Origin of the sequence: Polaromonas sp., from assembly GCF_016185115.1 — a bacterium.
In the GTDB taxonomy this organism is placed as follows: Bacteria; Pseudomonadota; Gammaproteobacteria; order Burkholderiales; family Burkholderiaceae_C; genus Polaromonas.
Genome location: NZ_JACPOF010000020.1, coordinates 315713 through 340718 on the forward strand (window position 1 = coordinate 315713; position 25006 = coordinate 340718).

Sequence of the window (25006 nt, forward strand, 5' to 3'; positions counted from 1 at the left end):
CATGCACAACACAGTACCCACCCTTACAGGCAAAGTGCTCCGTACACCCGAAGCACGTTTCGCCAACCTGCCCGGTTTTGCATACACGCCGCATTACACCGACATTGGCGGCCTGCGCATCGCCCACATTGATGAAGGCCCGCGTGACGCACCCGTGGTGCTGTTGATGCATGGCGAGCCGACCTGGTCTTACCTGTACCGCAAGATGATCCCGGTGCTGGTCGATGCAGGTTACCGCGTGGTGGCGCCTGACCTGGTGGGTTTCGGGCGCTCCGACAAACCCGTGGCCAAGGCCGACTACTCTTACCTGCACCACGTGCAATGGATGACGGCATGGATGCTGGCCAATGACCTGCGCGGCATCACACTGTTTTGCCAGGACTGGGGTTCACTCATAGGCCTGCGTTTGGCGGCGGAGCAGCCCGACCGCTTCGCGCGGGTGGTGCTTGCCAATGGGGGTTTGCCTACCGGCATGGACGACATTCCCGGGGCTTTCAAGGTCTGGCGCGCGTTCTCGCGTTACAGCCCGTGGTTTCCGATTGGGCGCATCGTCAAGGCCGGATGCGTGAATGGCCTGGGGCCTGAAGAAGTGGCGGCCTACGATGCGCCGTTTCCGTCACGCAGCTACAAGATGGGTGCGCGTCTTTTTCCCGGCTTTGTTCCGACCACACCTGAAGACCCCGAACGCGCCAACAATGAACGCGCATGGGAAATCTTCAAACGCTGGGAGAAACCATTCCTGACCCTGTTCAGTGACAGGGACCCCGTCACACGTGGCGGCTACAAGGCCTGGCAAAAGATCGTGCCCGGCGCACAAGGCCAGCCGCACGCGACCACACGTGGCGCAGGACACTTTCTTCAGGAAGACAAGGGGCCTGAAATTGCGAAAGCCGTCGTTGCGTTCATGCAGTCGACACCAGCTTCAGCCGGGCGCTGACATTTTGTAGACCCGGGCCGCCGTGCCGCTGAAGAGTGATGTGCGCTCTTCAGCAGTGCAGGCAACGGTCAAACGTTTGAAGGCATTCCACAGTTCGCTGTAACCGCATGACTGCTTGTCTACCGGGAAGTTGCTTTCAAACATGCAGCGGCCGGCACCAAAGGTTTCAATACACATCTCGACATATGGCCGCCAGGCCTGGGCCAGTTCTTCAGACGAAGGCGGCAGATCACGCTCATGCAGCCGCAGGCCGAAGACTGGCATGCCCAGGCCGCCAATCTTGATGCTGACGTTCGGGCAGGCGGCCAGCTCATGCAAATCATCTTTGCAGCGCTGCAATTCCGCCTGCTGGCGGCCTGCATACGGGCCAACCCCGAGAACCGTGCCTACATGGTCAATGATGATGGGTGTTTCAGGAAAGTCCCTGGCCAGCCCCAGCAGGTCGGGCAACTGCGGGTGATAAAGCCAGGCATCAAAGCCCAGGCCGAAGCGGGCCAGTTGCGCAAAGCCTTCACGAAATGCCGGGTCTGACAGGCGAAGCGGCGGCACGGGCCGTGAGATGAATCTGTTGATCAGTTCGCTCGCGTCGTAAGGTGTCGCATAACGTATGCCGCGCAGCCGGCCACCGGCCGCGGCAAGCTGGGCCTGCAGCACCTCCTCGACAGCGCTGCCCAGCATCAGGTCAGCATGGCCAACAATGGCTTCTGCCACCCGGCAGTTGCCGTAAATGCCGCTGGCCGCCATGGCAGCATTGCCGTTGGCAAACTCCACCTCACCCACAGGCTTCAAGTGCTCTGGCCCTGCGCTGCGGTACATCGCATGCCCTTCCACGTAAACCGTGGCGCAGATGTTGTGGCCCTGGCTGATGTCGACCAGCAGGTCATGCAACAGGTAGCGGTTGGCGACGGCCCTGACGTCCCACAGGTGGTGGTGGGCGTCAATGATGGGCAGGGCTGGTTCAAGCGCCTCTTCGCGTGGCGTGCGGGCCAGCCACTGCGTGATTTCTTCCGTGTGGCGTACGATGTTGCCGGCGTAGGGTTTGGGCATGGTGTGCAGAGTTCTCGAAGGGCTGTTCCAGGCTGCATTTTGACTTTTTCACAAGCTGCACGGGCTGGTTCATGAAACGTGCGGTCACGCTGGTGACTGCCACAGCGGCCGGTCGATGTTTGAATTGACACCACAACACTGCAAGCCTTCATCCATCAAGCCGCACAAGCCCGCGCGGTACTTCACCCTTCCAAAGGACATCACATGATCTGGGAACATTCCGAAAAAACCACCGACCTGCTCAAGCGCATGGGCGCCTTCTTTGACGAACACATTTACCCGAACGAGGCGCGCTTTCACCATGAGCTGGACGCCTTTCGCAAGGCCGGCAACGCCTGGCAGCCGCTGCCGCTGATTGACGAGTTGAAGCCGATTGCCCGAAAGGCCGGCCTCTGGAACATGTTTTTGCCGCATGCGCATGGCGATGTGCCGGCGATTTCCAACCTCGACTATGCACCGCTGTGCGAAGTCATGGGCCGCGTCTCATGGTCGGGCGAGGTGTTCAACTGTTCGGCACCGGACACCGGCAACATGGAAACCCTTGAGCGTTATGCCACCAAGGCGCAGAAGGACGAATGGCTTGAGCCGCTGCTGCGCGGCGAGATCCGCTCGGGCTTTTTGATGACCGAGCCGGCGGTGGCGTCGTCGGATGCAACCAACATTCAGTGCTCCATCGTGCGTGAAGGCGACGAATACGTCATCAATGGCCGCAAGTGGTTCTCGTCAGGTGCGGGCAACCCGCGCTGCAAGATCTTCATCGTCATGGGCAAGACCGATGTCGACGCACCGCGCCACGCACAGCAGTCCATGGTGCTGGTGCCGCGCGACACCAAGGGCGTGACGGTGCTGCGTCCGCTGACGGTGTTTGGTTACGACGATGCGCCGCACGGCCACATGGAAGTGCTGCTTGAGAATGTACGCGTGCCCGTCGCAAACATCCTGCTGGGCGAGGGCCGCGGTTTTGAAATTGCGCAAGGCCGCCTTGGCCCCGGGCGCATTCACCACTGCATGCGCTCCATAGGCGCAGCAGAGCGTGCACTTGAGATGATGGTTGACCGCCTGCAGTCACGCCACGCCTTCGGCCGTGCGCTCTCGGAGCAGTCGGTCTGGCATGAACGCATCGCCGAGTCGCGCTGCATGATTGACCAGGCGAGGCTGCTTACGCTGAACGCTGCTCACAAGATGGACACGATAGGCAACAAGGACGCCCGCGCAGAGATCGCCATGATCAAGGTGGTCGCACCCAACATGTCGTGCAAGGTGGTCGACTGGGCCATACAGGCGCACGGCGCAGGCGGCGTGAGCCAGGACTTCTGGCTGGCCGAAGCCTACGCCCACCAGCGTACGGTGCGCATTGTTGACGGCCCTGATGAAGTGCACCGCAACGCGATCGCCAAGATTGAACTGGCCAAGCGCACTGCTGTGACCGGCGTGGGCGGCAAGGCGAAATAAGCCATGCTGCAGCGCTGAATTTCCTGCGCGCAAAACATCAGGCGGTGTCTGCAAGGGCATCGCCTTTTCTTTTGGCCCGGCAACAACTCAATTGAACCCGCCAGGCTATGACGAATGAGCAACTGCATTTTTGCGGTATCTCGCCACCAGCCGCAGTATCAATGCCGCCACAAGAACAACGACAGGCAGCATGTACCCGGCAGATACCGGAATACGCTTGCCAAAAGTCACCATGAAGCTGACCCAGATGTAGTAAGCCCCGGTGATGTGCAAAAGCTGCAACCACCGCGCGCCCAGCCAGCGCACGGCGCCGTCCCATGAGGTGGCGGCCATGAGCGCGATGAATAGGTAGGCAATGCCGCCGGTGATCATGTTGCCCAGACTGCTCTGCTGCGCAAACCCTGTGGCGTCCAGCCTGGCAAACGCCACGATGGCCGCCAGATGCACCGCGTGCGAGAAGGCAAACGCCAGTCCGAATGCGCGCCGGTGCAACAGCAGCCACTGCGTTCGCGGCCCACGCCAGAGCTGCACAAGTGCCGAGGCCGTGAATGCGACAAGAAAGAAGACCAGAGATGTCCGCGCCGTGAGGCGTATCACCATGCGAATGCCCTGAACCGGGTCAGAAGCTGCGAGCAGCGCCGAAAGCACCCAAACCAGCAACAACAGTGAAAGAGCCCCGACTGTGCGTGCAGTCCGCGGGGATGGGTGGGTGGTGAAAGCAACAGCAGTTTTCATGTGGTGGCCCCTGGTGATGTGGAGTGGACTTGAGTGGATTGACATGTGGCCACCGATTACATTAAGGTTTGGTGTTTCCATCAACTTCCCACACAAGGTGCTTACATGGGTACTGAGCGCGAGACCTATCACCACGGCAACCTGCGGCAGGCGCTGGTTGATGCTGCACTCGCACTGGCTGCGCGGCTGGGCCCCGAGGGTGTGAGCGTGCGGGAGGCGGCGCGCCTTGCCGGTGTATCTTCGGGCGCACCTTTCAGGCACTTTCCTAACCGTCGCGCGCTCATGACGGCTGTCGCAGAAGAAGCCAGCGGGCACCTGCGCATCAAGGTCCAGCGCTCTGTGCGGGCCAGTGACAGGACCGCGCACCGCCGCCTGCAGGCCATAGGCCGGGCGTATCTGCGCTGGGCTGAAGATCACCCCGCCCATTTCAGGATCATCTCGGCGCGCGACCAGATCGACATTGATACGTCACCCGGCTTGCAAAGCGGCATCCAGGCGGTTCGCGAGCAGACCGAAGAGACGATACGCGCAGCCCAGGCTGAGGGCAGCGTGGATGGGGCCTGGGACGCGGGGCAGCTCTCGCTGCTCTCGCGCGCCTGTGTATACGGCCTTGCCCGAATGCGTATTGACGGCCACCTGCCGCAATGGGGCGTGGCCCCCGGGGATGAGTCGCGTGCACTTGACGACGCACTCGCCCTGCTGCTGCAACTCATGCGCAAACAGGACCAGGCCGGGCCTGCCTGACAGATAACCAGCAAGGCCCGGGTTTGCGATTTGCGCCGCACAAATCAGGAGCCGCATTCTTCCAAGGGAAAACACCTAGACCACCCGTTTACCCCTCTGGCGGCGGTCACTTTTGCGACGCCCAAGCCCCATTTCAGGTGCCCGGCAACTTGCAGCCTTCCCAATGAGCGGTTAGCATTTGTCTTAACTTACCGTACGGCAGGTAAATGTATTTGACTTAACTGAAGGAGACTTTGAACGTGGAACTGAACACCCTCAAACTGACCGTCGACGCAGGCGTTGCCGTCGTCACCCTGAACCGCCCACCTGTCAACGCACAGAACATCGAACTGCGCGAAGAAATCACCAAGGTGTTTGACCTGCTGTCTGACCGCGACGATGTGGCCTGCATCGTCCTGACTGGCGAAGGCAAGGCCTTCTCGGCAGGCGCCGACATCCGCGAGCGTCCCAACCTGGCCGGCACGCCCGGTGCCTACGGTGCGCACAACCGCCGCGTGCGCGAGTCCTACTACGCTGTGGTCGAGTGCTCCAAGCCCATCATTGCCGCCATCAACGGCCCGGCACTGGGGGCGGGCTTCGGCCTGGTCATGGGCTCGGACATCTGGGTGGCTTCTGAAGACGCTTATGTCTCCATGCCCGAGATCAATGTCGGCCTGGCCGGCGGCGTGACCTTTCTGCAAAAACACTTCAGCCAGTCACGCGCACGCCGCATGTTCTACACCGGCATGAAGGTGTCGGCGCAGGAGCTGTACCGCCTGGGCCTGATCGAAGCCTGCCTGCCCGCTGCAGAACTGATGCCTTACTGCATGGAGATGGCGCGCGAGATTGCCTCCAAGAGTCCGATTGCCATGCGCCTGGCCAAGGAAGCCGCACGCATGACGCAGCTGATGCCTATCCGTGACGCCTATCGTTACGAGCAGGGCAACACTGTGGCGCTGTCCAAGACCGAAGACTCGAAGGAAGCGCAGCGCGCCTTCCTTGAAAAGCGTGCACCGGTCTACACAGGTCGATAAAGCCGGCCGCTGACCCTGATAATGGAAAGGGCCGGCTTCAAGCTGGCCTATACTTTTTCCTCCAATAGAACATGGGTAAATGATGGCAACCAGTCGTCCGGCAGAAGACACGGCCACTGAGACAGACAGCTTCAGGCCGCGCGTCGACAACCGCCAGGAACAGATCATCGGCATCGCCTGCCGGCTGTTCGCACGCCGCGGTTATGAAGGCACCTCCCTGCGCGACATCGCAGAAGAAGCCAAGATCACCAAGGCCGCGCTGTACTACCACTTCCCCAACAAGGAAGCGCTTTACCACCGCATCGTTCTCGACTCCCTGCAGGCGCTGATTTACCACGTACGTGCGGCCGTCGACCTGGCGCCGACGCCGCTGGAAAAGGTCCGCCAGTTCATGCTGGTATCGGCAGAGTTCATGGATGCCGACCGCGACTCCTGGATGGCGGGCTCCAACGCCTTCTGGATGGGCGCAGAGAGCGAGCCGCGCACGCTTGCGGTGGCCCTGCGCAATGAGTACGAGGCGATGCTCCGCACCTGCATCAGCGACGCCATCAATTCAGGTGAGTTCAGAAAGAGCAACGTCGCGATGACGGGGCGCTTTTTGTTGTCAGCCCTGAACCAGATCAGCCGCTGGCACAACCCCAAAGGTGCGATGACGATCCGTGAAGTCATCGAGCAATACCTGGACATGGCCCTGCACGGCTTGCAGGCACCCGCGAAAGCCTGATTCCGCAAGAACGGTCAGCGCCGCGCGAGCACCCATCCCGGGCCTGACCGGGAATCCACCCTACTCCCCTTGAAAGTGCACTCTTCGCCCTAGGGTTACTACCATGCAGTTACTTACCTGCCGAACGGTAGAATTATTTTAACGACCAAGCCCAAGCCACGCCTTTTCCGCGCGGCTGCCTGCTACACGGCTACTTGCCACCGCATTTTTGAAAAAGGATTGACCAGCCCATGTTCACCCGACGCGCAGCCTTGAGTCTTGCCTCGCTGGTATCACTGGCTTCACTGGTGTTGGCAACTGCAGCCAGCGCACAAACGGCAGCCAGCTTCCCGACGAAACCGGTGCAGGTCATCGTGCCCTACGCAGCGGGCGGCGTCACAGACATCCTCGCGCGCATCGTGGCGCTGCGCCTGGCCGACAAATGGAAGCAGCCCGTCGTCGTTGACAACAAGCCCGGTGCCGGCACGGTCATAGGCACGGCCGCTGCAGCACGCGCGCCCGGCGACGGCCACACCCTGCTCATCACCGCCTTCGGCTTCACGGCCAACCAGGTGCTGGTGCCCAACCTGCCCTACGACCCCAAGGCACTGGCGCCACTGTCCATGCTGGCTGACTCCTACAGCTACCTCTATATCAATTCAGCCGTGCCGGCTCACAACGTGCCCGAGCTGATCGCGTATGCCAAGGCCAACCCCGGCAAGCTGACCTTTGCCTCGTCGGGCAACGGCTCCAGCCCGCACATCGCTGCCGAGCTGTTTGCGTGGCGCACCGGCATAGACATGATCCACGTGCCCTACAAGGGCAACGGCCCGGCCATCAACGACCTGGTCGGCGGCCAGGTCAATGCACTCTTCGACACCGTGGCCACCATGAGTTTTGTGAACAGCGGCAAGCTCAAGGTGCTGGGCATAGGCAGTCCCAAACCGATTGCGCGTTCGCCCAACGTGGTGCCGATTTCAAAATCAGGCGTGCCTGCGCTGGCTGACTTCACCGCCGGCGGCTGGTTCGGCATGTTCATCCCTGCAAGCACGCCCGTCGATCTGCAAAAGAAGATTTACGCCGACGTGCGCGCCGTGCTGGAGACAAAAGAAGTGCATGACGCCATCCTGAAAGCCGGCCTTGAGCCTTCCATCATGTCGCAGGCCGACTTTGCAACCTATCTGAAAAAAGACCTGGACACCTGGGGTCCGGTCATCCGCGAACGCAAGATCCGCCTCGACTGACACACGTCCAGCGCAAGAACAGACAAACAAACAAATAAAGAGAGACAAGCAGACATGGAACACAAGACAACTTCGATACCGGAAGTACCCCCGCTGGGCCGCCTCAAGGGCAGGCGCATTGTGGTGACGGGCGCAGGCTCCGGCATAGGCGCGGCGATTGCGCAGCTCTTCATTGCCGAAGGTGCGCAGGTCGCCGCCATTGACCGTAATGAAGACGGCATCAAGGCCTGGCTCAAGCCTGGCAGCGCGGGTAACAGCATTGCACTCAAAGCCGACATCGCAGATGAAAGCTCGGTCAACGATGCCGTCAAGCGCGCCGCTGAAGCACTGGGTGGCATTGATGGCCTGGTCAATGCGGCCGGTGTCTCCAACACCGACCTGCTGCGCGATGTGAGCCTGGCCGACTGGAAACGCACCATAGACATCAACCTCACAGGCAGCTTTCTGGTGAGCCGCGCCTGCCTGCCCTGGCTTGAGACAGTGCAGAACAGCACCATCGTCAATTTCTCGTCCGGCCAGGGCCTGCAGCCCTTTGTACGCCGCGGTGCATATGCGGCATCGAAAGCCGGCGTGATCTCGCTGTCGAAAACACTGGCCATGGAATGGGCGCCGATACGCGTGAACACCATCTGCCCCGGCGCCGTCGACACACCCATGGTGCGCGCCGGCTACACCGCCGAGGCCCTGCAGACGCAGGTCGGTGCGCGCTACGCCCTTGGACGCGTGGCCGAGCCCATAGAAATCGCACGTGCAGCCCTTTACCTCACAGGCAGCGAATCATCCTTCGTCACCGGCATTGCGCTAGCTGTTGACGGTGGCCGCAGCTACCACTGACCAATCTCCAGGATGGCAAACATGACCCAAACCAACACCCAGGCACCCACCTCGCAGGAAGTGGCCGCAGCTGCCGCCGACCCTTATGCCGCCTTCCGGCAGGAGCTGGTGGAGTTCACCGAATCGCCCGAACTTGCGCCCATGAAGGAAATTGTTCGCAGCAACCAGAAGATGTCGCGTGCCGAGTACAGCGCCTGGCAGAAAGCCCTGTTCAAAAAGGGATGGGGCGCGCCCAACTGGCCGGTTGAATACGGCGGCACGGGCTGGGACCTGCAGCAGCGCTACCTGTTTGAAGAAGTCACAGCCGCTGCCGACTGCCCGCCGCAATATCACCACGGCATAGGCCACATCGGCCCGGTCATCATGCATTTCGGCACAGACGAGATCAAGAACCGCTTTTTGCCGCGCATTCTCGACGGCACCGAACACTGGTGCCAGGGCTACTCTGAACCCGGCGCAGGTTCTGACCTCGCGTCGCTCAAATCAAGCGCCGTACGTGATGGCGACGACTATGTGCTCAACGGCCAGAAGATCTGGACATCCCACGCGCATGAAGCCGACATGATGTACACACTGGTGCGCACATCAAGTGAGGGCCGCAAGCAGGCCGGCATCTCGCTGCTGCTGGTGCCGCTGAACACACCGGGCATAGAGATTCGCCAGATCCACACCATTGACCAGTGGCACCACGTGAACGAGGTCTTCCTCAACAACGTGCGGGTGCCCGTGAAGAACCTGGTCGGCGTTGAAGGCGAAGGCTGGAAGTGCGCCAAGTTTCTGCTGGACCGCGAGCGCCTCTCGCCTTCAACCGTGCCGCGCCTGGCGCGCCAGCTCGAGCAGGTCGCTGAACTGCTGGCAGAAAAAATGAAAGCCAACCCCGGCCTGCCCAGCATTCATGCATTGCAGGAACGTCTTTTCCTGGCGCAAGCCTCGGCCAAGGGTTCACGCCAGATGCTGCTCAGCGCCATCCAGGAAGAAATGCATGGCACGCTGGCCTCGTCGAAATCTTCTGCACTCAAACTGCACACCTCGGAGCTGTCGCAGCAAATCGTCGGCATTGCATTCGACATTGCAGGCCCCGAATATGCCGCACGCCTGGTGCCTGAAGTTGAAGCGCCGGACGGCTCTGATGACATGGACATCGAGCGCCAGCTGACCCACACCTATCTTTTCTACCGCTCGCGCTCGATTGCCGGTGGCACCAGCGAAGTGCAGAAGAACGTGATTGCCCGCGACCTGTTTGGAGCCTGAGACATGCCTTTTACCGTTACCCCAATGTTCCCTGGTGACCTCTACGACACCACGGACCGCATGGCCGCCACGGCCGCACCCGCCTGGTCTGGCGACAAAAACAGCAGCGGCAGCGCCAAATGGACGCAGATTCTTGAGCTCGGCTGGCAGGGTGTGCTGGTCAGCGAAGAAGCTGGCGGCGTAGGCGCGACGCTGGCTGAGTTTGCCGCCATTGCAGAAGCCGCTGGCCGCCATGCCATGGCCCTGCCGTTGATTGCACGCTGCGTGGTCTCGCCCATGCTGCTGGCAGCTAGCGGCAAAAACGACGCGGCACTTGCATTGCTTGAACAACTCTCGGCCGGGCAGGCGTCCGTCTGCCCCGTCATCCAGCCAGACAGTGCCCGCTCACTTCAGGCTACACCAGCCAGCGGCGGCAGCATCAAGCTGCAGGGCATTCTCAAGGGCGCAGACCTGACCGAGCCCGCCAGCCACATCGTCTTCAACGCCGCCAGCGCCAATGGCTCTGCACCCGTACTGGTGTTGCTCGCCACCAGCGATCTGACACAGCCCGTACGTTACTTCGAAGGCCTGGACGGCCGCCGCACGGCCGACATCTCGCTGGACGGCGTGGTTGTCGAAGCCAGCCATGTACTGCTGCAGGGCGATGCAGTGGCCACTGCGGCCAAATCTGCGATGTCCACCGGCGCGGTCATGACCAGCGTGCAGACCGTGGGCGCACTGGGCGCAATGATTGAACAGACGATTGAATATCTGTCGACACGCACCCAGTTTGGCGTGGCACTCTCGACCTTCCAGGCGCTGCGCCACCGTGTCGTTGAAATGTATGTGGCGTATGAAAGCGCACGCGGCCTGGTGAAGGATGTGACCGAAGACCTCTCTGCCAACCCTGCCGCCGACCAGCGCGATGCAGCTTTGACCAAGCTGTATCTGGCCACCGTGGGCCGCACCGTGGCAGAGTCTGCAATCCAGATGCATGGCGGCATGGGCATGACGGTTGAAATGCCGGCCGCCCGCCTGGCCATGCACGCACTGATGTGCAACCTGCAGTATGGTGACCGCTATCACTATCTTGATTCGCTGTCGTCGCAGATGGCAGCTGATGTACAAACAGCAGCAATTGCGGCCTGATAAATACAGAAATACAGGCCTCGCCAAAAACATGCATTCACTACATTCACTTTTTTTTCCTGAATCGGTCGCGCTGATAGGCGCCTCGTCAGACCCCGAACGCATAGGCGGCCGCGTGCTGCGCTTCATGCTCGAAGGCGGCTACGAAGGCACCATCTACCCGATCAACAAGGGCGAGCCCATAGTGCAGGGCCTGAAGGCCTATAAAAACATCACCGAAGTGCCGGGCCAGATCGACCAGGCCGTCATCATCATTCCTGCGGCCGGTGTTGAAACCGCGTTGCGCGAAGCGGTCAGCAAGGGCATCAAGTCGGTGCAGATCCTGACTGCAGGTTTTGCAGAGATCGACGAAGCCGGCAAGGTGCAGCAGCAAAAACTGGTCGACATCTGCCGTGAAAACAATGTGCGCATGCTGGGCCCCAACTCTTTGGGCCTGCTGAACCTGTCGAACAAATTTTCAGCCACGTTCTCAACTGCGCTCAATGGCCTGCGGCCCGTCAAGGGCAACATCGCACTCGCCACCCAGAGCGGCGCCTTTGGTTCCGCCACCTACGGTATGGCGTCTCTGCGCGGACTGGGCTTTTCAAAAATCATCGCCACCGGCAACGAAGCCGATGTCGATGTCGCTGAATCCATCGACTACCTGGCAGAAGACCCCGAGACTGCCGTGATCTGCGCGGCCGTCGAATCCTGCAAGGACGGCAACCGCCTGCGCGCTGCTCTGCTCAAGGCCGCGAAGGCCGGCAAGCCGGTGCTCATCATGAAGGCTGGCCGCACAGAAGTCGGCGCCACCGCTGCCGCGACCCACACCGGTTCACTCGCCGGCAATGACACGGTTTACGACACAGTGTTCGCCGAATGCGGCGCCTTCCGCCCGCAGTCGATTGAAGAGATGCTGGACATCGCCTACGTCTGCTCTGTCACTGGCGCATTGCCGAAGAACAATGACGTAGCCATCCTCACCGGCTCAGGCGGCATAGGCATTCTGATGGCCGACCACGCCAGTGACCACGGTCTTCAATTGCCCAAGCTGTCCGCAGCCGGCAGCGCCGCCGTGCTGGAGGTACTGCCCTTTGCCGTCGCCGCCAATCCGCTGGACACCACCGCACAGGTCACTGCTGTCAAAAGCGGGGTGACGCGCACACTCGATGCGCTGCTCTCGCACTCATCCTGCGGCACCATCTTTGCCTACCTGGCGCACGTCGGCCTGTCGCCGGTGCGCTTCAAATCCACCAGCGACGAGATGATTGCGCTGAAAGGCAAATTCCCCGACCGCGCCATCATCATGGTGATGCTGGCGACGAAAGAAGTTGCCGCCGAACTCGACAAACACGGCATACCGACCTTCGCCGACCCGTCGCGCGCCGTGCTGGCGCTGGCTGGTGCGCGCAAGCTCGCGCAGCGCCGCGATGCGCTCTACGCACCATCGGCTGCAAAAAAATCTGCCAAAGCCCTGGGCGATGTGTCTACCGAAGCCGCCGCCAAGAAGGTGCTGGCCGAAGCCGGCCTGCCCATGCTGCCCGAGGCCGTCTGCAGCTCTGCAGAAGCCACGGTTGCCAAGGCCACCGAGTTCGGCTTTCCGGTGGTCTGCAAGATTTCGTCTGCGGACATTCCGCACAAAACCGAGGTCGGCGGCGTGATGCTCAACCTGCCCGATGCCGATGCCGTGCGCGCGGCCTATGACGAACTGCTGCGCCGCGCAAAAGCTGCCGTGCCCAACGCCCGCATCGACGGCGTGCTGGTCACACCCATGCTCAAGGGCGGCGTGGAAACCATCATGGGCATCCACATGGACCCGACCTTCGGCCCCATGGTGATGTTCGGCTCCGGCGGCACGGCTGTCGAGCTGTTCAAGGACGTGGCCTTTGCCTCGGCACCGGTCAACGAAGCCCGTGCGCGCGAGTTGGTCGATTCGGTCAAGTCGTCGCAGCTGCTGCGCAAGTGGCGCGGCGGTCCGCAGTTCGACGAGCAGGCGCTGGTCAATGCCATCTGCAAACTCTCGGAGTTTGGCCAAATGCACGCCGACGTACTGGAAAGCATTGACGTGAACCCGCTGATGGTGCGTGAAAAAGGCGCTGTCTGCCTGGACGCCGTCATCACGCTGCGTTAGTCACAAAAGAAGGGGACGAGACATGGACAAGGAAGACCTGCTGCAGGCGCTGCTGGACCGCGAGGCGATCCGCGAGACCATGAACGCCTACTGCCGCGGCATTGACCGTGGCGACGAGGCCGCCCTGCGCTCGGCCTACTGGGAAGACGCCACCGACAGGCACGGCGCCTACGAAGGCAGCGCCAGCGGTTTTATCGACTACGCCGTCAAGGCACGGGCCAGCGGCGCGCGCATGATCCACCAGGTCACCAATGTCTCCATCGTGCTCAAGGGCACGCAGGCAGCGGTTGAAACCTACTTCCAGGCTTTCCAGTACGACAACGATCCGCAGGGCAAGCTGCGTGAGACCTTTTTGATCGGCCGATACGTTGACCGTTTTGAAAAGCGCGGCGACGAGTGGCGTGTTGCGGCGCGCACGGTCGTCTATGACTGGATGAAGGAAAGCCCGGCGCCCGAAGGTGATGAGGCGACACGCTTCGGTGCGCGGGCCCCGCAGGGCCGGATGAAGCCTGACGACGCCTGGTACGCGCTGCTGGCGCAACCGCCGTTCAACAGCTGAGGCGAACCGGCCATATGTAAAGCTGACTTTACATTTAGACCTCATCGGCGAGCATCAGCGCGCCAGAACGCCTGGAAAAGGCCAAAAACAGCCATTTTTAGCTGGCAAATTAGGCTGCAGACCAATGGATACGGGCATAAGAAGCTACTGAATTAATAGCAATTCACTGCTTTCACACAACAACCGCTTTCAAAAATTCGGGGTCATGGATCCCGGGTCAAGCCCGGGATGACAACGCCAATGCCCGTGTTGCTACCCTCGGGCTATTTCTTCCAGCCGCTCATGTCCAGCGCTGCCATCACGGTGTTCGACAGCCCGCCGTCCACCGGCAGGTCAACGCCGGTCACATAGGCCGAATCCTTGCTGAGCAGAAACGCCACCACACCGGCCATGTCGTCGGCCTCGGCCACGCGGCGCAGCGGTATGCGCGCCTCGCGCTGGGCGCGCGCGTCCGGCGTTGAATAGGCTGCGGCGGTGCCCGGAGTGACCGTCAGGCCTGGCGAAAACGCATTCACGCGAATGCCGTCAGGGCCCCACTCATTGGCCAGCTGTTTCACCAGCATCAGCGCGGCCGCCTTGCTCGCGCTGTAAGGCCCCAGCGGCGCCTGCGCATTGGTGCCCGAAATCGATGCCGTGACGACGATGGCGCCGCGGCTGGCCTTCAGTGCAGGGTAAGCGGCTTTGGCCAGCAGCCAGGGCGCGCGCACGTGTACGGCAAACACCTTGTCCCAGTTGCCCACGTCATAGCTGGCCAGCGGACCGGGAATCGCAAAACCGGCATTGCTGACCACTGCGTCCAGCCCGCCAAAGGCCTCGGCCGCCTGAACGATGACGTCTGGCAGCGCAGGGTCAGAGATGTCGCCGGCAACGGCAATGGCCTGCCCGCCCAGGCCGCGTATCTCGGCGATCAGGCTCTTGAGTTCATCGGCATGCTGGTCCGACAGCACCAGCTTCGCGCCGCCCGACGCCTGTGCGTCACGCGCCAGCCTCAGGCAGATGGCCCGGCCAATCCCTCGGGCAGCCCCGGTCACAATCGCACGCATGAAATGTCTCCTTCAAAAATAAAAAAGCGGCTGGTTGCCCTTACGGGAAACCACAGCCGCCTGACAGCCTTGTGTCGCCTGCGAATCAGGCCTCGGCACGTTCCTTTGTCTTTTCCTCGGCACGCCCGAACGTGAAGCCGCTGTAGCCATCGCTGACAGCAGCGGCGCACAACTCACGGTATTTGGCGAAGCCGCCAATAAACATTGTCAGCCCCTGTGACTTGCCCGGTACGTTGGCGCCCACCCACCACGTCTTGGCCTTGTTGATCAGCGAGCGCTGGGCCAGCCCGTGCACAACCCCCATCCAGTTGTCCTCGGCCTGCGTCGTCGGCTCCATGGTTGCCAGGCCATTTTTCTGCATATGGGTGATGGCGGCGGCGATCCAGTCCACATCGTGCTCGCTGATGCGGATGATGTTGGCCAGTGCCGACGGGCCGTTCGGGCCGGTGGTCATGAAGAGGTTGGGGAAGCCCTCCATCATGATGCCCAGGGTTGAGCGCCCGCCATGCACCCACTTCTGGTTCACGGTACGCCCGCCCTTGCCCACCACGTCGAATGCAATCAGCGCACCGGTCAGTGCGTCGTAGCCGGTGGCCAGGATCAGCATGTCGAGTTCGATCTCACCGGAGGCATTGCGCACGCCGCGCTCTGTGACTTCGAGGATGGGGTCGGTGATGCAGTCCACCAGATGTACGTTGGGCAGGTTGTAGGTCTCGTAGTAGCTGGAGTCCAGGCAGGGCCGGCGCGCAAAGATGGGGTAGCCTTTGGGCTTGAGCGCCTCGGCGGTCTTCGGGTCTTCAACCACCTCCGCGATCTTGCCGCGCACAAACTCGGCCACCTGCTCGTTGGCCTCTTCGTTGACCATCAGGTCGCCAAAGGTGCCCAGCATGGCCAGGCCGCCCTGCTTCCAGGCGTCTTCCAGCAGGGACTGGCGCTGCTCCGGCGTGACGCTGAAGAAGGCGCGGGTGGACTGGGGCCGCGTGCCGCCGACGGTGCTGTTGCGCGCCGCCTCGCGTATGCCGGCATAGTTGCGCCTGACCTCGCTGATGTATTCCGGCGTCAGCGGCACGTTGCGCATGGGCATGGTGAAGCTGGGCGTGCGCTGGAAGACAAACAGCTCGCCGGCCTGCGGACCCACGTCCTGCACGATCTGGATGCCGGTAGAACCCGTACCGATCACGCCGACGCGCAGGCCTTCGAAAGACACCGGCTCATGCGGCCAGCGCCCTGCGTGCAGCAGGCGGCCCTTGAATTTCTCGACACCGGGAATGTCCGGCACCTTGGGCACCGACAGCGGGCCGGTGGCCATGATGCAGAACGGCGCCTCAAAGCGTTCGCCACGGTCGGTCTCTACCGTCCACAGCTTGCGTGCCTCGTCCCAGACAGCACTGGTGATGCGGGTCTTGAACTGGTAATGCTTGCGCAGGTCCAGCCGGGTCGCGACGAAGTCGATGTAGCGCAGCAGTTCGGGCTGGGCTGCAAACTGCTCGGACCAGGTCCACTCCTGCTCCACTTCGGGCGAGAAAGAGTAGCTGTAGTCGATGCTGGGCAGGTCAACCCGAGCACCGGGGTAACGGTTCCAGTACCAGACGCCGCCGAGGTCGCCACCGGCTTCGAAGCTCTGGATCTTCATGCCCATCTCGCGGAACTTGTACGTGGCATACATGCCGCCGAAACCACCGCCGACGATGATCACGTCCAGACGTTTGGCCGCAGTTTGTGTTGAATCCTTGTTGCTCATGTCGTCTCCAGAAAATTTTGGACTTTAAAAATGGCTATACAGCCAGCGTGCCGCCATCGACAGGCAAGGTCACGCCATTGATGTAGGACGCCAGGCTTGACGCCAGGAACACCGCCGCACCGGCGAGTTCCTGCGGCTGGCCGACCCGGCCCGAGGGAATGCGCACCATGAAGCGCGCCAGCCGCTCGGGGTTGGCGCGTGTCGCGTCGGTCATGGGCGTTTCAATCACGCCGGGCGCCAGCGCATTGACGCGTATGCCGTCGGCACCCAGGTCTGCCGCCATCGATTGGGTGAGCATTTTCACCGCGCCCTTGGAAGCCGAGTAACCCAGCGAGCCGGCCTGCGCGATGAAGGCCGCACCCGATGCAATGTTGATGATGCAGCCACGCGTCTTGCGCAGCGCCGGCAGCCAGGCATGAATGGTGTTGAAGGTGCCGAACAGGTTGACATCAAACACGCGGCGGATATTGGCCTGTGCTTTCGGGCTGTCAATGCCTTCACGGATGATGACACCCGCGTTGTTGACCAGCGTGTCAATCGTGCCGACCTCGGCTTCGACCTTTGCTGCGAGTGCGTAAGACGCATCCGCATCCGTCACATCCAGCGCAAAACCCCAGGCCTCGCCGCCCGCAGCACGAATTTGTTTAAGCGTGTCTTCGCAGCGTTCAGCGGTGACATCTGTGACGATGACGCGCGCGCCAGCCGATGCGTAACCCACCGCAATCGCCTGGCCTATGCCGCTGGCGGCGCCGGTGACCAAAGCGAGTTTGCCCTTGAGCAGCGGCGCACCCTTGAGTGCACCCATCACAGCATCGCGGGGTGTTGCGCCCTGAACCTGATCGCTCATGCCTGCTCCTTGCCCGCACGGCGCAGCTCACGCCGCTCCAGCCATGCATAAAACTCGCCGACCAGGCCCTTGCGGAACAGCAGCACGACCAGCACAAACACCAGGCCCTGGATCATCAGCACCCACTCCGCATACGAAGCGAGGTAATGCGACATCGACACGATAAGAATGGCGCCGGCCACAGGCCCGACAAGGGTTTGCATGCCGCCCAGAATGCAGATCAGCAGCGCTTCACCCGAGGTCACCCAGGTCAGGTCAGTCAGCGTCACAACCTGGAAGGCCACCGCCTTGATGGAGCCCGCCAGCCCGGCCAGCGATGCCGAGAGGATGAACACCACCAGCTTGTAGCGGTTGGCCCGATAGCCCAGCGAGATGGCGCGCGGCTCGTTGTCGCGGATCGCCTTGAGCACCTGGCCGAAAGGCGAGTTGACGATACGATAGATGGCAAAGAAGCCGAAGGCCGTGAGGGCCAGCACCACAAAGTACATGACGTAGTTGTTGCCCATGTTGATGAAGCCGAACATGGCGCGGCGCGGCACATCCTGCAGGCCGTCCTCACCGCCGGTAAACGGCATGCGCAGCGCCATGAAGTAAATCAGCTGCGAAAACGCCAGCGTGATCATCGAGAAATAAATGCCCTGCCGGCGGATGGCCAGCGATCCCGTCAAGGCGCCTATGACAGCCGCCAGACCCACGCCCAGCAATATGCCCAGTGCAGGGTCAAAGCCCCACATCTTGATGCTGTGCGCGGTGGCATAACCGGCTGCACCAAAAAACATGGCGTGGCCGAAAGACAGCAGGCCGCAATAGCTCACCAGCAGGTTCAATGCCGCGGCCAGCAGCGCAAAGCAGAGGATTTCAATCAGGAACTGGGGATACAGCGCAAACGGTGCAGCCACCAGCAGGGCAATCGAAATTGCCAGCAATATGCGCACAGTGGCGGGAGAGAAATGTTTCATCGGGCCTCCTGGCCGAACAGCCCGTTAGGCCTGATCGCAAGCGTGATGATCATCACAATAAAAATGACAACGCCTGCAGCGTCGGGGTAGATCAGTTTGGTCAGCCCCTCGACCACACCCAGGCTGAAGCCGGTGATGATGGAGCCGATGATGGAGCCCATGCCGCCAATCACGACCACCGCAAACACGATGACGATCAGGCTGTTGCCCATCAACGGGTTGACCTGGTAAATCGGCGCGGCCATGGCGCCGCTGAAACCGGCCAGGCCCACGCCCAGGCCGTAGGTCAGCATCAGCATACGCGGCACGTTGATGCCGAAGGTGCGCACCAGCGATGCATTTTCATTCGCCGCACGCAGGTATGAGCCCAGCTTGGTGCGCTCGATCACAAACCAGGTGGTCAGGCACAGCATCAGCGACGCAGCAATCACCCAGATACGGTAGGCGGGGATAAAGCTGATGCCTATATCAAGGCCGCCCGACATCGGGTTGGGGTAAGGCTGGCCGGTAGCACCGAACTTCCAGCGGAAGGCGCCCTCCATCAGCATGGCGAGACCAAAGGTCAGCAGCAGCGCATAGACATGGTCCACGCTGTAAAGCCGCCTCAGCATGAGCCTCTCAATCACCAGGCCAAAGGCGCCGACGACAAAGGGTGTGATGACCAGCGCATACCAGTAGCTGATGCCAAAGTATTCAAGCAGGCCCCAGGCGACAAAAGCGCCCAGCATGTACTGCGCGCCGTGGGCAAAGTTGACCACGTGCAGCAGGCCGAAGATGATGGCCAGGCCCAGGCTCATCAGCGCGTAGAACGAGCCGTTTATGAGGCCTATGACCAGCTGGCCGATGAAGGCCGACATCGGTATGCCGAAAATTTCATTCATGGTGTGCTCCCCGCAGGGCGTGGCATGTGCTGCCGCGGTGTTGTGTGGTGAAGGTCATAGTCCGAGCAGGCTTTCAATGCGTGCCAGGTCACCGGCGATGTCTTCACGGCGGAAGTGGTCGACCACCGCGCCCTCTTCAATCACGTAAAAACGGTCCGCCACTTTGGAGGCAAAGCGGAAGTTCTGCTCGACCATGAGCACGGTAAAACCGCGCTCTTTCAGGATGCGAATAGTCTGGCCGATTTTTGAAACAATCACAGGCGCCAGGCCTTCCGTGCATTCGTCCAGCAGCAGGAAGTTTGCACCTGTGCGAAGGATGCGGGCAATCGCCAGCATCTGCTGCTCGCCACCCGACAGCTTGGTACCCTGGCTGCTGCGGCGCTCTTTCAGATTGGGGAACAGCGTGTAGATTTCGTCAACCGTCAGACCGCCCGGGCGCAGCACTGGCGGCAGCAACAGGTTTTCCTCGGTGCTCAGGCTTGAGAAGATGCCGCGCTCCTCGGGGCAATAAGCCACACCCAGCTTTGCAATCGCTTCAGGCAGCATGCTGGTCGTCTGCTGGCCGTTGATCTCAATGCTGCCCTGCCGTTTGGCGAGCAGACCCACGACCGCACGCAGGGTCGTGGTCTTGCCGGCGCCGTTGCGGCCCAGCAGGCAGACCACTTCGCCCTTGCGTACTTCAAGGTTGATGTTGTGCAGCGCCAGGTTTTCGCCATAGTGGCCGACCAGGTTTTTAATCGACAGGCAGAGCGGTTGACCCGATGCTGCGCTGTTCGCCATGGTGTTTGAAGTCGTGGCTTCAGTCATTGGCGCCTCCCACATAAGCTTCGATCACGGCGGGGTCGCGCGAGACTTCGTCGTAAGTGCCTTCAGCCAGGATCTGGCCCGACTGCAGGACGGTCACGCGGTCACACAGCTCTGCAATCACCTTCATGTTGTGTTCAACCATCAGGATGGTGCGACCTTTGGCCACGTCGCGAATGATCTGCATCACCGGGCCAATGTCTTCATGACCCAGGCCGGCCATGGGCTCGTCGAGCAGAATCATTTCAGGTTCAAGCGCAATGGTGGTGGCCAACTCAAGCACCCGCTTGCGGCCATAAGACAGCGACAGCGCGGGCGTGTCGATATAGCGCGTCAGGCCCACCATCTCGATGAGCTCTCTGGCGCGCGCATCCAGCACCTTGAGCGAGCTGTCCCTGCGCCAGAAAGCCCAGGTCATGCCGGCCTTGCGCTGCAGTGCGACGCGCACGTTTTCAAGCACCGTCATCTGGCCGAACACGGCAGAGATCTGGAAGGAACGGATCAGCCCTTTGGAGGCCACGGTCGCAGGGTCGCTTTTCGAGATGTCGGTGCCGTTGAAAAGAATCGTGCCTGCCGTTGGCGTGAGAAAGGTCGTCAGCAGGTTGAAGCAGGTGGTCTTGCCGGCGCCGTTGGGGCCGATCAGCGCATGTATGGTGTGGCGGCGGACCTTGAGGTTCACGTCCTTCACGGCATAAAAGCCGCGGAACTGTTTGCTCAGCCCGGTCGCCTCAAGAATGAAGGACTCGGTCATTGTTGACTCCGGCTCAGAGCAATGCGTGTGTCACGCCGCCATCGACGAGAACAGAGGTGCCCGTGACCCAGCTGCTGTCTGAGGTGGCGAGAAACATGGCTGCCTTGGCGATGTCCTCAACATCACCCAGGCGCCGCAGCGGTGTGCGCTGGGCACGCACGGCGATTTTTTCGGGTGTCACGTTGTTCTGCATGCCTTCGGTGAGCACAGAGCCGGGGCAGACCGCATTCACACGGATGCCGCGCGGGCCGAGGTCAACCGCAGACGAACGGGTCAGGCCCAGCACGCCGGCCTTGACGCCGCCGTAAACCATGGCTTCAGGCACGCCGAGGAAGGCCGCAGCAGAAGCAATATTGATGATGCTGCCGCCTTCGCTCATGGCGTCAGCGCCCACCTGTATGCCCCAGACCACCGAGTTGAAGCCGGTACCCACCATGCGGTTGAGCATTTCGGGCGTGATGTCGGAAATCGGGCCGTAGCGCACCCAGATGGCGTTGTTGACCAGGATGTCAAAGCGGCCATGCGCTTCTTTCATCGCGGTGACAGCTTTTACGAATGTGTCGCGCTCGGCGACGTTGCCGCCAAAGGCCATGGCCTTCGCGCCTGTCGCCTTGATCTCGTCGGCCGCTGCCTGGGCCAGGTCTTCACGCAGGTCCAGCACGCCGACGATGGCGCCTTCGGCAGCCATGGCATCTGCAATGGCGCGGCCAATGCCGCGTGCGCCGCCGGTGATGAGCGCTACTTTTCCTTCAAGCCGTTTGGTCACTTTGGTTTTCCTTGTCTGTCTGTGTCTGTTTATTGAATGTTCAGGCCCTGTCGGCAATGCGTACTTCGGGCAAACCCCGAACGCCAGTGTCGTGAACGGCAAACAGCGCGCCCGCATCGGGATGGTCGTCCTTCAATGCATTGCCGCTGTTGCTGATGCTGGTGACATAAAGAATGTCGAGATTGGGTCCGCCGAAGCAGGGGCAGGTGACGTGACGCACCGGCATGTCTATGAGGCGATCCAGTTTGCCTTCAGGCGAGAAACGCCCCATCTTGCCGATTTCGACCAGCGCGGTCCAGATGAAGCCTTCGCTGTCTACAGTCGCACCATCACCGGCCGAAGCCAGCGGCTCGGTATCTATCAATACAGTGGGCGTGCCGGCCTTGCCCGTAGCCTTGTCGTATGGATAACGCATGATCTTGCGCGTGCGGCTGTCCGTGAAATACAGCCAGTTGCCATCAGGGCTGAAGCAGGTGCCGTTGGAAATCGCAAAGCCCTTGTCCAGCACCTGCACTTTGCCTGTTGCATCGACCTGGTAGAGCGCGCCCAGCTTTTCATTGCGTCCCATGACCAGCGAGCCGGCCACAAAGCGCCCCGCCCTGTCGGTGCGGCCGTCATTCATGCGAATCTTTTCTTCGACGTGCGTGACGCCGGCAATCTTTTCAAGCTTGCCGGTCGTCAGGTCAAGATAGCTGAACTCACTGGCCAGCGCCACCAGCAGACGGCCGCTCTCGCACAGCGCGATAGAGCCTATGGCCGTGGGCAGCAGCCACTCGCGGTACTCACCGCTTGCGGGCATGATGCGCCGCACCAGGCGCGCGTGTGAATCTATCCAGAACAGCGACTGTGTGCGCTCGTCCCAGAGCGGGCATTCACCCAGCTCGTCGCGCTTTTCAGTAACGATTTCTATGCGGGTCATGCGGTAACACCTGGAGTAGAGGCCAGCATGCGCGATGCGTCGCGCTGCAAAACGGTGTTGCGCAGCGGGTCGGCCATGCCGGCACGCTTGGCAAGATAGGAGCCGTGCTGGCGCGGCCAGAGCGCGTAATCAGGGTTTGCGCCCAAAGACATTTGGGCATGCACCGCCCAGTTGGGGTTGAACAGCGCCTCGCGGCCAATCGCAATCAGGTCAGCCTGGCCGGCCTTGAGGATGGCCTCTGCCAGGTGCGGGTCAATGATGAGGCCCACGGCCATCACATCCATGCCCGTCATGGCCTTGATGCGCTGGCCGTCGTTGGCACGGTATTCAAGTCCACGCGCCACACGCGGGCCATCAGTCGGGTAGTTCGAAATACCGCCGCCCGAGGAGCAGTCGATCACATCCACACCACGCGCCTTCAGGCCCATGAGCAGGTCGACGAGTTCGTCCATGCTCAGTTCATGGTCCAGGTCTGCCAGCGATATGCGCCAGAACAGTGGCAAATGTGCAGGCCATTGGGCGCGCACGGCTTCTGCGACTTCAAGCGCAAAACGGTGGCGGTTCTTGATGCTGCCGCCGTATTCATCGGTGCGCACATTGGCGACCGGCGATAAAAACTGGTGAATCAGGTAGCCGTGTGCACCATGCACTTCCAGCATTTCAAAACCCGCCTGGGCCGCCCTATGCGCGGCTTCACCCCAGGCTTTGACGAGTTCTTTCACCTCTGCCGTGCTGAGGGCATGCGGCACCTGCCAGCCGCCATCACCCACAGGCAATGCGCTGGGGCCGACCACCTGCCACGCAGCTTCACCGCGTGCGGCATCGTCTGCGTTGAGGTGGCTGTGCCCTGCCCAGGGGGCCTGCAGTGCACCCTTGCGGCCGGTGTGGCCCAGCTGTATGGCCGGTACCGCGCCGTTGTCTTTCAGCACCTTCGCCACGCGGCGAAGGGGTTCTATCTGGCTGTCTTTCCAGAGGCCGGTGTCGCCGTGGGCATTGCGCCCACGCGCTTCAACAGCCGTTGACTCCACAAACACGATGCCGGCGCCACCGAGTGCGAAGCGGCCCAGGTGGGCGACATGCCAGTCAGTGGCATGGCCGTCCACCGCAGAGTACTGCTGCATGGGCGCAATCACCACCCTGTTGCGCGCAACCACGTCCCGCGCCTTGTAAGGCTGGAACAGCGCAGTGCCGTGGGCATCCGCTTCCTGCAGGGGTACTCCGCTCGGTGGCATCGTCAGGTCCTTGTGTGTTGAGCCGGGCTGGTGGCTTACTTCTTCACGAAGTCGCAACCGCCTTCAGCCATCGGACGGAACACCTGCTCGGCAGGGATCTCTGCGCCGACCTTGTACAGGTCAAACTTGCCTTTGGATTCGGCTGGCGTCTTGACCGTGATGGCGTAGGTGGGGCGCATGACCTGGCCGTCTTCGCGGATCTTCACGTTCTTCATCGAGAAGTCATTGATGGGCATGGACTTCATCTTGGCCATCACTGCCACACCTTCGTCGGTACCGGCTGCCTGCACGGCCTTGAGGTAATGCATGGTGGCGCTGTAGGCACCGGCCATGATGTAGGTGGGGATCACGCCACCGTTCTTGTCGGTGAAGCGGCGAGCCCACTGGCGCGACTCTTCATTGCGGTCCCAGTAGAAAGGTGCAGTGATCTGCAGACCCTGTGCAACGTCAAGGCCCATGGCCGACACGCTGTTGATGGTCATGCCGAAAACGCCGACCTTCTGGCCGCCACGGGCCAGCTTGTATTCAGCTGCCTGCTTGAGGGCGTTGGTCAGGTCAAGGCCGGCGTTCAGAACGACGATGGCCTGGGCCTTGCTGGCCTGGGCCTGCAGCAGGTAGGAAGAGTAGTCAGAAGCGCCCAGCGGGTGGCGAACCGAGCCCACCACCTTGCCGCCGCCGGCTTCGATGAACTTGGTCGCATCAGCCTGCAGCGCAGCGCCGAAAGCGTAGTCCACGGTGATGAAGAAGAAGGTCTTGACGCCCTGCTTGAGCAGCGCGGTCACGCCGGCGTTGGCCAGCTGGTAGGTGTCAACGATGAACTGAACCGTCATCGGCGAGCATTGCTTGCCGGTGAGGTCGGAAGACACCGTGCCTGCGATCAGGTAGGGCTTCTTCTTTTCCTTCATCATGCTGGACACACCGAAGGCGATGGACGATGCCGAGCCGCCGACGATGGTGTCGAACTTCTCGTTTTCAATCCACTGGCGGGCCAGGTTGATGCCGACGTTGGGCTTGTTCTGGTCGTCTGCGGTCACGACTTCAATGGTCTTGCCCAGCACCTTGCCGCCAAAATCCTGCACGGCCATGCGCACTGCAATCGATGAGCCGGGACCGCCGTTTCCGGAATAGGTACCGGTCTGGTCGGCCATTACGCCGATGCGGACCACGTCATCACTGACTTGAGCCTGCGCGGGCATCGCTGCCAGCAACACGCTGCTGCCGGCGACCGCGAGGGCCAGCCGGGACATCTTCTTCAGGGTCGGGAAAACTTTCATGCTTGTCTCCTGTTAAATAACTAACTTTTCAA

General features: G+C 61.5%; 24 protein-coding genes. 11 read left to right on the plus strand and 13 right to left on the minus strand.

Annotated elements, in window-relative coordinates; genetic code table 11:
* Nucleotide 1: 1 nt before the first annotated feature.
* Entirely contained in the window at nt 2-937 is a 936-nt protein-coding gene (locus HYX42_RS14480) for a haloalkane dehalogenase (RefSeq protein ID WP_293404196.1), read from the plus strand.
* On the opposite strand, the gene HYX42_RS14485 is transcribed toward HYX42_RS14480, so the two are convergent.
* Nucleotides 923-1984 carry an amidohydrolase family protein gene (locus tag HYX42_RS14485; protein ID WP_293404198.1) on the minus strand — a complete coding sequence of 354 codons (1062 nt, stop codon included), beginning with the start codon at nt 1982-1984 and terminating at the stop codon, nt 923-925. The genes HYX42_RS14480 and HYX42_RS14485 overlap by 15 nt on opposite strands.
* Nucleotides 1985-2188: 204 nt before the next feature.
* On the opposite strand from HYX42_RS14485, the gene HYX42_RS14490 reads away from it, so the two are divergent.
* Nucleotides 2189-3436 carry an acyl-CoA dehydrogenase family protein gene (locus HYX42_RS14490; protein WP_293404200.1) on the plus strand — a complete coding sequence of 416 codons (1248 nt, stop codon included), beginning with the start codon at nt 2189-2191 and terminating at the stop codon, nt 3434-3436.
* Nucleotides 3437-3541: 105 nt separating this feature from the next.
* Here the strand turns inward: HYX42_RS14490 and HYX42_RS14495 are convergent, their stop codons facing one another.
* Nucleotides 3542-4171, minus strand: coding sequence for a hypothetical protein (locus HYX42_RS14495; protein WP_293404201.1), 630 nt, complete (start codon nt 4169-4171; stop codon nt 3542-3544).
* A 105-nt stretch (nt 4172-4276) separates the two neighbouring features.
* Between HYX42_RS14495 and HYX42_RS14500 the strand changes: the two genes are divergently transcribed.
* The 9 genes from HYX42_RS14500 (at nt 4277) to HYX42_RS14540 (ending at nt 13757) form a co-directional block, all read left to right on the plus strand.
* Nucleotides 4277-4915 (plus strand): TetR/AcrR family transcriptional regulator, encoded by a 639-nt coding sequence (locus HYX42_RS14500; protein WP_293404203.1) that lies wholly within the window; start codon nt 4277-4279, stop codon nt 4913-4915.
* 239 nt (nt 4916-5154) lie between these two features.
* Nucleotides 5155-5928, plus strand: coding sequence for an enoyl-CoA hydratase/isomerase family protein (locus HYX42_RS14505; RefSeq protein ID WP_293404205.1), 774 nt, complete (start codon nt 5155-5157; stop codon nt 5926-5928).
* Between the two features lie 82 nt (nt 5929-6010).
* Nucleotides 6011-6652, plus strand: a complete 642-nt coding sequence (locus tag HYX42_RS14510) for a TetR/AcrR family transcriptional regulator (protein ID WP_293404207.1) — start codon at nt 6011-6013, stop codon at nt 6650-6652.
* Between the two features lie 230 nt (nt 6653-6882).
* Entirely contained in the window at nt 6883-7875 is a 993-nt protein-coding gene (locus HYX42_RS14515) for a tripartite tricarboxylate transporter substrate binding protein (RefSeq protein WP_293404209.1), read from the plus strand.
* 54 nt (nt 7876-7929) lie between these two features.
* Entirely contained in the window at nt 7930-8709 is a 780-nt protein-coding gene (locus HYX42_RS14520) for an SDR family oxidoreductase (RefSeq protein WP_293404211.1), read from the plus strand.
* A 21-nt stretch (nt 8710-8730) separates the two neighbouring features.
* On the plus strand, nt 8731-9960 hold the full coding sequence (locus HYX42_RS14525) for an acyl-CoA dehydrogenase family protein (RefSeq protein ID WP_293404213.1): 1230 nt from the start codon (nt 8731-8733) through the stop codon (nt 9958-9960).
* Nucleotides 9961-9963: 3 nt separating this feature from the next.
* A complete protein-coding gene (locus HYX42_RS14530; protein WP_293404215.1) occupies nt 9964-11088 on the plus strand; it encodes an acyl-CoA dehydrogenase family protein in 1125 nt (374 codons plus the stop codon).
* 31 nt (nt 11089-11119) lie between these two features.
* Nucleotides 11120-13198: an acetate--CoA ligase family protein gene (locus tag HYX42_RS14535; protein ID WP_293404217.1), complete on the plus strand. Its 2079-nt coding sequence runs from the start codon at nt 11120-11122 to the stop codon at nt 13196-13198.
* Between the two features lie 22 nt (nt 13199-13220).
* The gene (locus HYX42_RS14540; protein WP_293404219.1) at nt 13221-13757 is read left to right on the plus strand and encodes a nuclear transport factor 2 family protein; all 537 of its coding nucleotides are present in this window, start codon (nt 13221-13223) and stop codon (nt 13755-13757) included.
* Between the two features lie 263 nt (nt 13758-14020).
* Here the strand turns inward: HYX42_RS14540 and HYX42_RS14545 are convergent, their stop codons facing one another.
* The 11 genes from HYX42_RS14545 to HYX42_RS14595 all read right to left on the minus strand — a co-directional run bounded on the left by HYX42_RS14545 (nt 14021) and on the right by HYX42_RS14595 (nt 24974).
* Entirely contained in the window at nt 14021-14800 is a 780-nt protein-coding gene (locus tag HYX42_RS14545; protein ID WP_293404221.1) for an SDR family oxidoreductase, read from the minus strand.
* 85 nt (nt 14801-14885) lie between these two features.
* Nucleotides 14886-16541: an NAD(P)/FAD-dependent oxidoreductase gene (locus tag HYX42_RS14550; protein WP_293404223.1), complete on the minus strand. Its 1656-nt coding sequence runs from the start codon at nt 16539-16541 to the stop codon at nt 14886-14888.
* A 34-nt stretch (nt 16542-16575) separates the two neighbouring features.
* Nucleotides 16576-17346 (minus strand): glucose 1-dehydrogenase, encoded by a 771-nt coding sequence (locus tag HYX42_RS14555; protein ID WP_293404549.1) that lies wholly within the window; start codon nt 17344-17346, stop codon nt 16576-16578.
* Between the two features lie 38 nt (nt 17347-17384).
* Nucleotides 17385-18347 (minus strand): branched-chain amino acid ABC transporter permease, encoded by a 963-nt coding sequence (locus tag HYX42_RS14560; protein WP_293404225.1) that lies wholly within the window; start codon nt 18345-18347, stop codon nt 17385-17387.
* On the minus strand, nt 18344-19228 hold the full coding sequence (locus HYX42_RS14565) for a branched-chain amino acid ABC transporter permease (protein ID WP_293404227.1): 885 nt from the start codon (nt 19226-19228) through the stop codon (nt 18344-18346). The genes HYX42_RS14560 and HYX42_RS14565 overlap by 4 nt, the downstream gene beginning before the upstream one ends.
* A gap of 54 nt (nt 19229-19282) precedes the next feature.
* Nucleotides 19283-20008 carry an ABC transporter ATP-binding protein gene (locus HYX42_RS14570; RefSeq protein WP_293404550.1) on the minus strand — a complete coding sequence of 242 codons (726 nt, stop codon included), beginning with the start codon at nt 20006-20008 and terminating at the stop codon, nt 19283-19285.
* A 19-nt stretch (nt 20009-20027) separates the two neighbouring features.
* Nucleotides 20028-20783: an ABC transporter ATP-binding protein gene (locus HYX42_RS14575; RefSeq protein ID WP_293404229.1), complete on the minus strand. Its 756-nt coding sequence runs from the start codon at nt 20781-20783 to the stop codon at nt 20028-20030.
* 13 nt (nt 20784-20796) lie between these two features.
* Complete coding sequence (locus HYX42_RS14580; RefSeq protein WP_293404231.1) at nt 20797-21549, minus strand: glucose 1-dehydrogenase; 753 nt, start codon at nt 21547-21549, stop codon at nt 20797-20799.
* Nucleotides 21550-21589: 40 nt separating this feature from the next.
* Nucleotides 21590-22468: an SMP-30/gluconolactonase/LRE family protein gene (locus tag HYX42_RS14585; RefSeq protein ID WP_293404233.1), complete on the minus strand. Its 879-nt coding sequence runs from the start codon at nt 22466-22468 to the stop codon at nt 21590-21592.
* A complete protein-coding gene (locus HYX42_RS14590) occupies nt 22465-23700 on the minus strand; it encodes an NADH:flavin oxidoreductase/NADH oxidase (RefSeq protein WP_293404235.1) in 1236 nt (411 codons plus the stop codon). The genes HYX42_RS14585 and HYX42_RS14590 overlap by 4 nt, the downstream gene beginning before the upstream one ends.
* Before the next feature lie 35 nt (nt 23701-23735).
* Nucleotides 23736-24974: an ABC transporter substrate-binding protein gene (locus HYX42_RS14595; RefSeq protein WP_293404237.1), complete on the minus strand. Its 1239-nt coding sequence runs from the start codon at nt 24972-24974 to the stop codon at nt 23736-23738.
* Nucleotides 24975-25006: the final 32 nt, after the last annotated feature.

Bases quoted from the DNA above. Each gene is read 5' to 3' on its own strand.
- HYX42_RS14480 (WP_293404196.1), top strand. From the start codon at position 2: ATGCACAACACAGTACCCACCCTTACAGGCAAAGTGCTCCGTACACCC.
- HYX42_RS14485 (WP_293404198.1), bottom strand. From the start codon at position 1,984: ATGCCCAAACCCTACGCCGGCAACATCGTACGCCACACGGAAGAAATC.
- HYX42_RS14490 (WP_293404200.1), top strand. From the start codon at position 2,189: ATGATCTGGGAACATTCCGAAAAAACCACCGACCTGCTCAAGCGCATG.
- HYX42_RS14495 (WP_293404201.1), bottom strand. From the start codon at position 4,171: ATGAAAACTGCTGTTGCTTTCACCACCCACCCATCCCCGCGGACTGCA.
- HYX42_RS14500 (WP_293404203.1), top strand. From the start codon at position 4,277: ATGGGTACTGAGCGCGAGACCTATCACCACGGCAACCTGCGGCAGGCG.
- HYX42_RS14510 (WP_293404207.1), top strand. From the start codon at position 6,011: ATGGCAACCAGTCGTCCGGCAGAAGACACGGCCACTGAGACAGACAGC.
- HYX42_RS14515 (WP_293404209.1), top strand. From the start codon at position 6,883: ATGTTCACCCGACGCGCAGCCTTGAGTCTTGCCTCGCTGGTATCACTG.
- HYX42_RS14520 (WP_293404211.1), top strand. From the start codon at position 7,930: ATGGAACACAAGACAACTTCGATACCGGAAGTACCCCCGCTGGGCCGC.
- HYX42_RS14525 (WP_293404213.1), top strand. From the start codon at position 8,731: ATGACCCAAACCAACACCCAGGCACCCACCTCGCAGGAAGTGGCCGCA.
- HYX42_RS14530 (WP_293404215.1), top strand. From the start codon at position 9,964: ATGCCTTTTACCGTTACCCCAATGTTCCCTGGTGACCTCTACGACACC.
- HYX42_RS14535 (WP_293404217.1), top strand. From the start codon at position 11,120: ATGCATTCACTACATTCACTTTTTTTTCCTGAATCGGTCGCGCTGATA.
- HYX42_RS14540 (WP_293404219.1), top strand. From the start codon at position 13,221: ATGGACAAGGAAGACCTGCTGCAGGCGCTGCTGGACCGCGAGGCGATC.
- HYX42_RS14545 (WP_293404221.1), bottom strand. From the start codon at position 14,800: ATGCGTGCGATTGTGACCGGGGCTGCCCGAGGGATTGGCCGGGCCATC.
- HYX42_RS14550 (WP_293404223.1), bottom strand. From the start codon at position 16,541: ATGAGCAACAAGGATTCAACACAAACTGCGGCCAAACGTCTGGACGTG.
- HYX42_RS14555 (WP_293404549.1), bottom strand. From the start codon at position 17,346: ATGGGTGCACTCAAGGGTGCGCCGCTGCTCAAGGGCAAACTCGCTTTG.
- HYX42_RS14560 (WP_293404225.1), bottom strand. From the start codon at position 18,347: ATGAAACATTTCTCTCCCGCCACTGTGCGCATATTGCTGGCAATTTCG.
- HYX42_RS14565 (WP_293404227.1), bottom strand. From the start codon at position 19,228: ATGAATGAAATTTTCGGCATACCGATGTCGGCCTTCATCGGCCAGCTG.
- HYX42_RS14570 (WP_293404550.1), bottom strand. From the start codon at position 20,008: ATGGCGAACAGCGCAGCATCGGGTCAACCGCTCTGCCTGTCGATTAAA.
- HYX42_RS14575 (WP_293404229.1), bottom strand. From the start codon at position 20,783: ATGACCGAGTCCTTCATTCTTGAGGCGACCGGGCTGAGCAAACAGTTC.
- HYX42_RS14585 (WP_293404233.1), bottom strand. From the start codon at position 22,468: ATGACCCGCATAGAAATCGTTACTGAAAAGCGCGACGAGCTGGGTGAA.
- HYX42_RS14590 (WP_293404235.1), bottom strand. From the start codon at position 23,700: ATGCCACCGAGCGGAGTACCCCTGCAGGAAGCGGATGCCCACGGCACT.
- HYX42_RS14595 (WP_293404237.1), bottom strand. From the start codon at position 24,974: ATGAAAGTTTTCCCGACCCTGAAGAAGATGTCCCGGCTGGCCCTCGCG.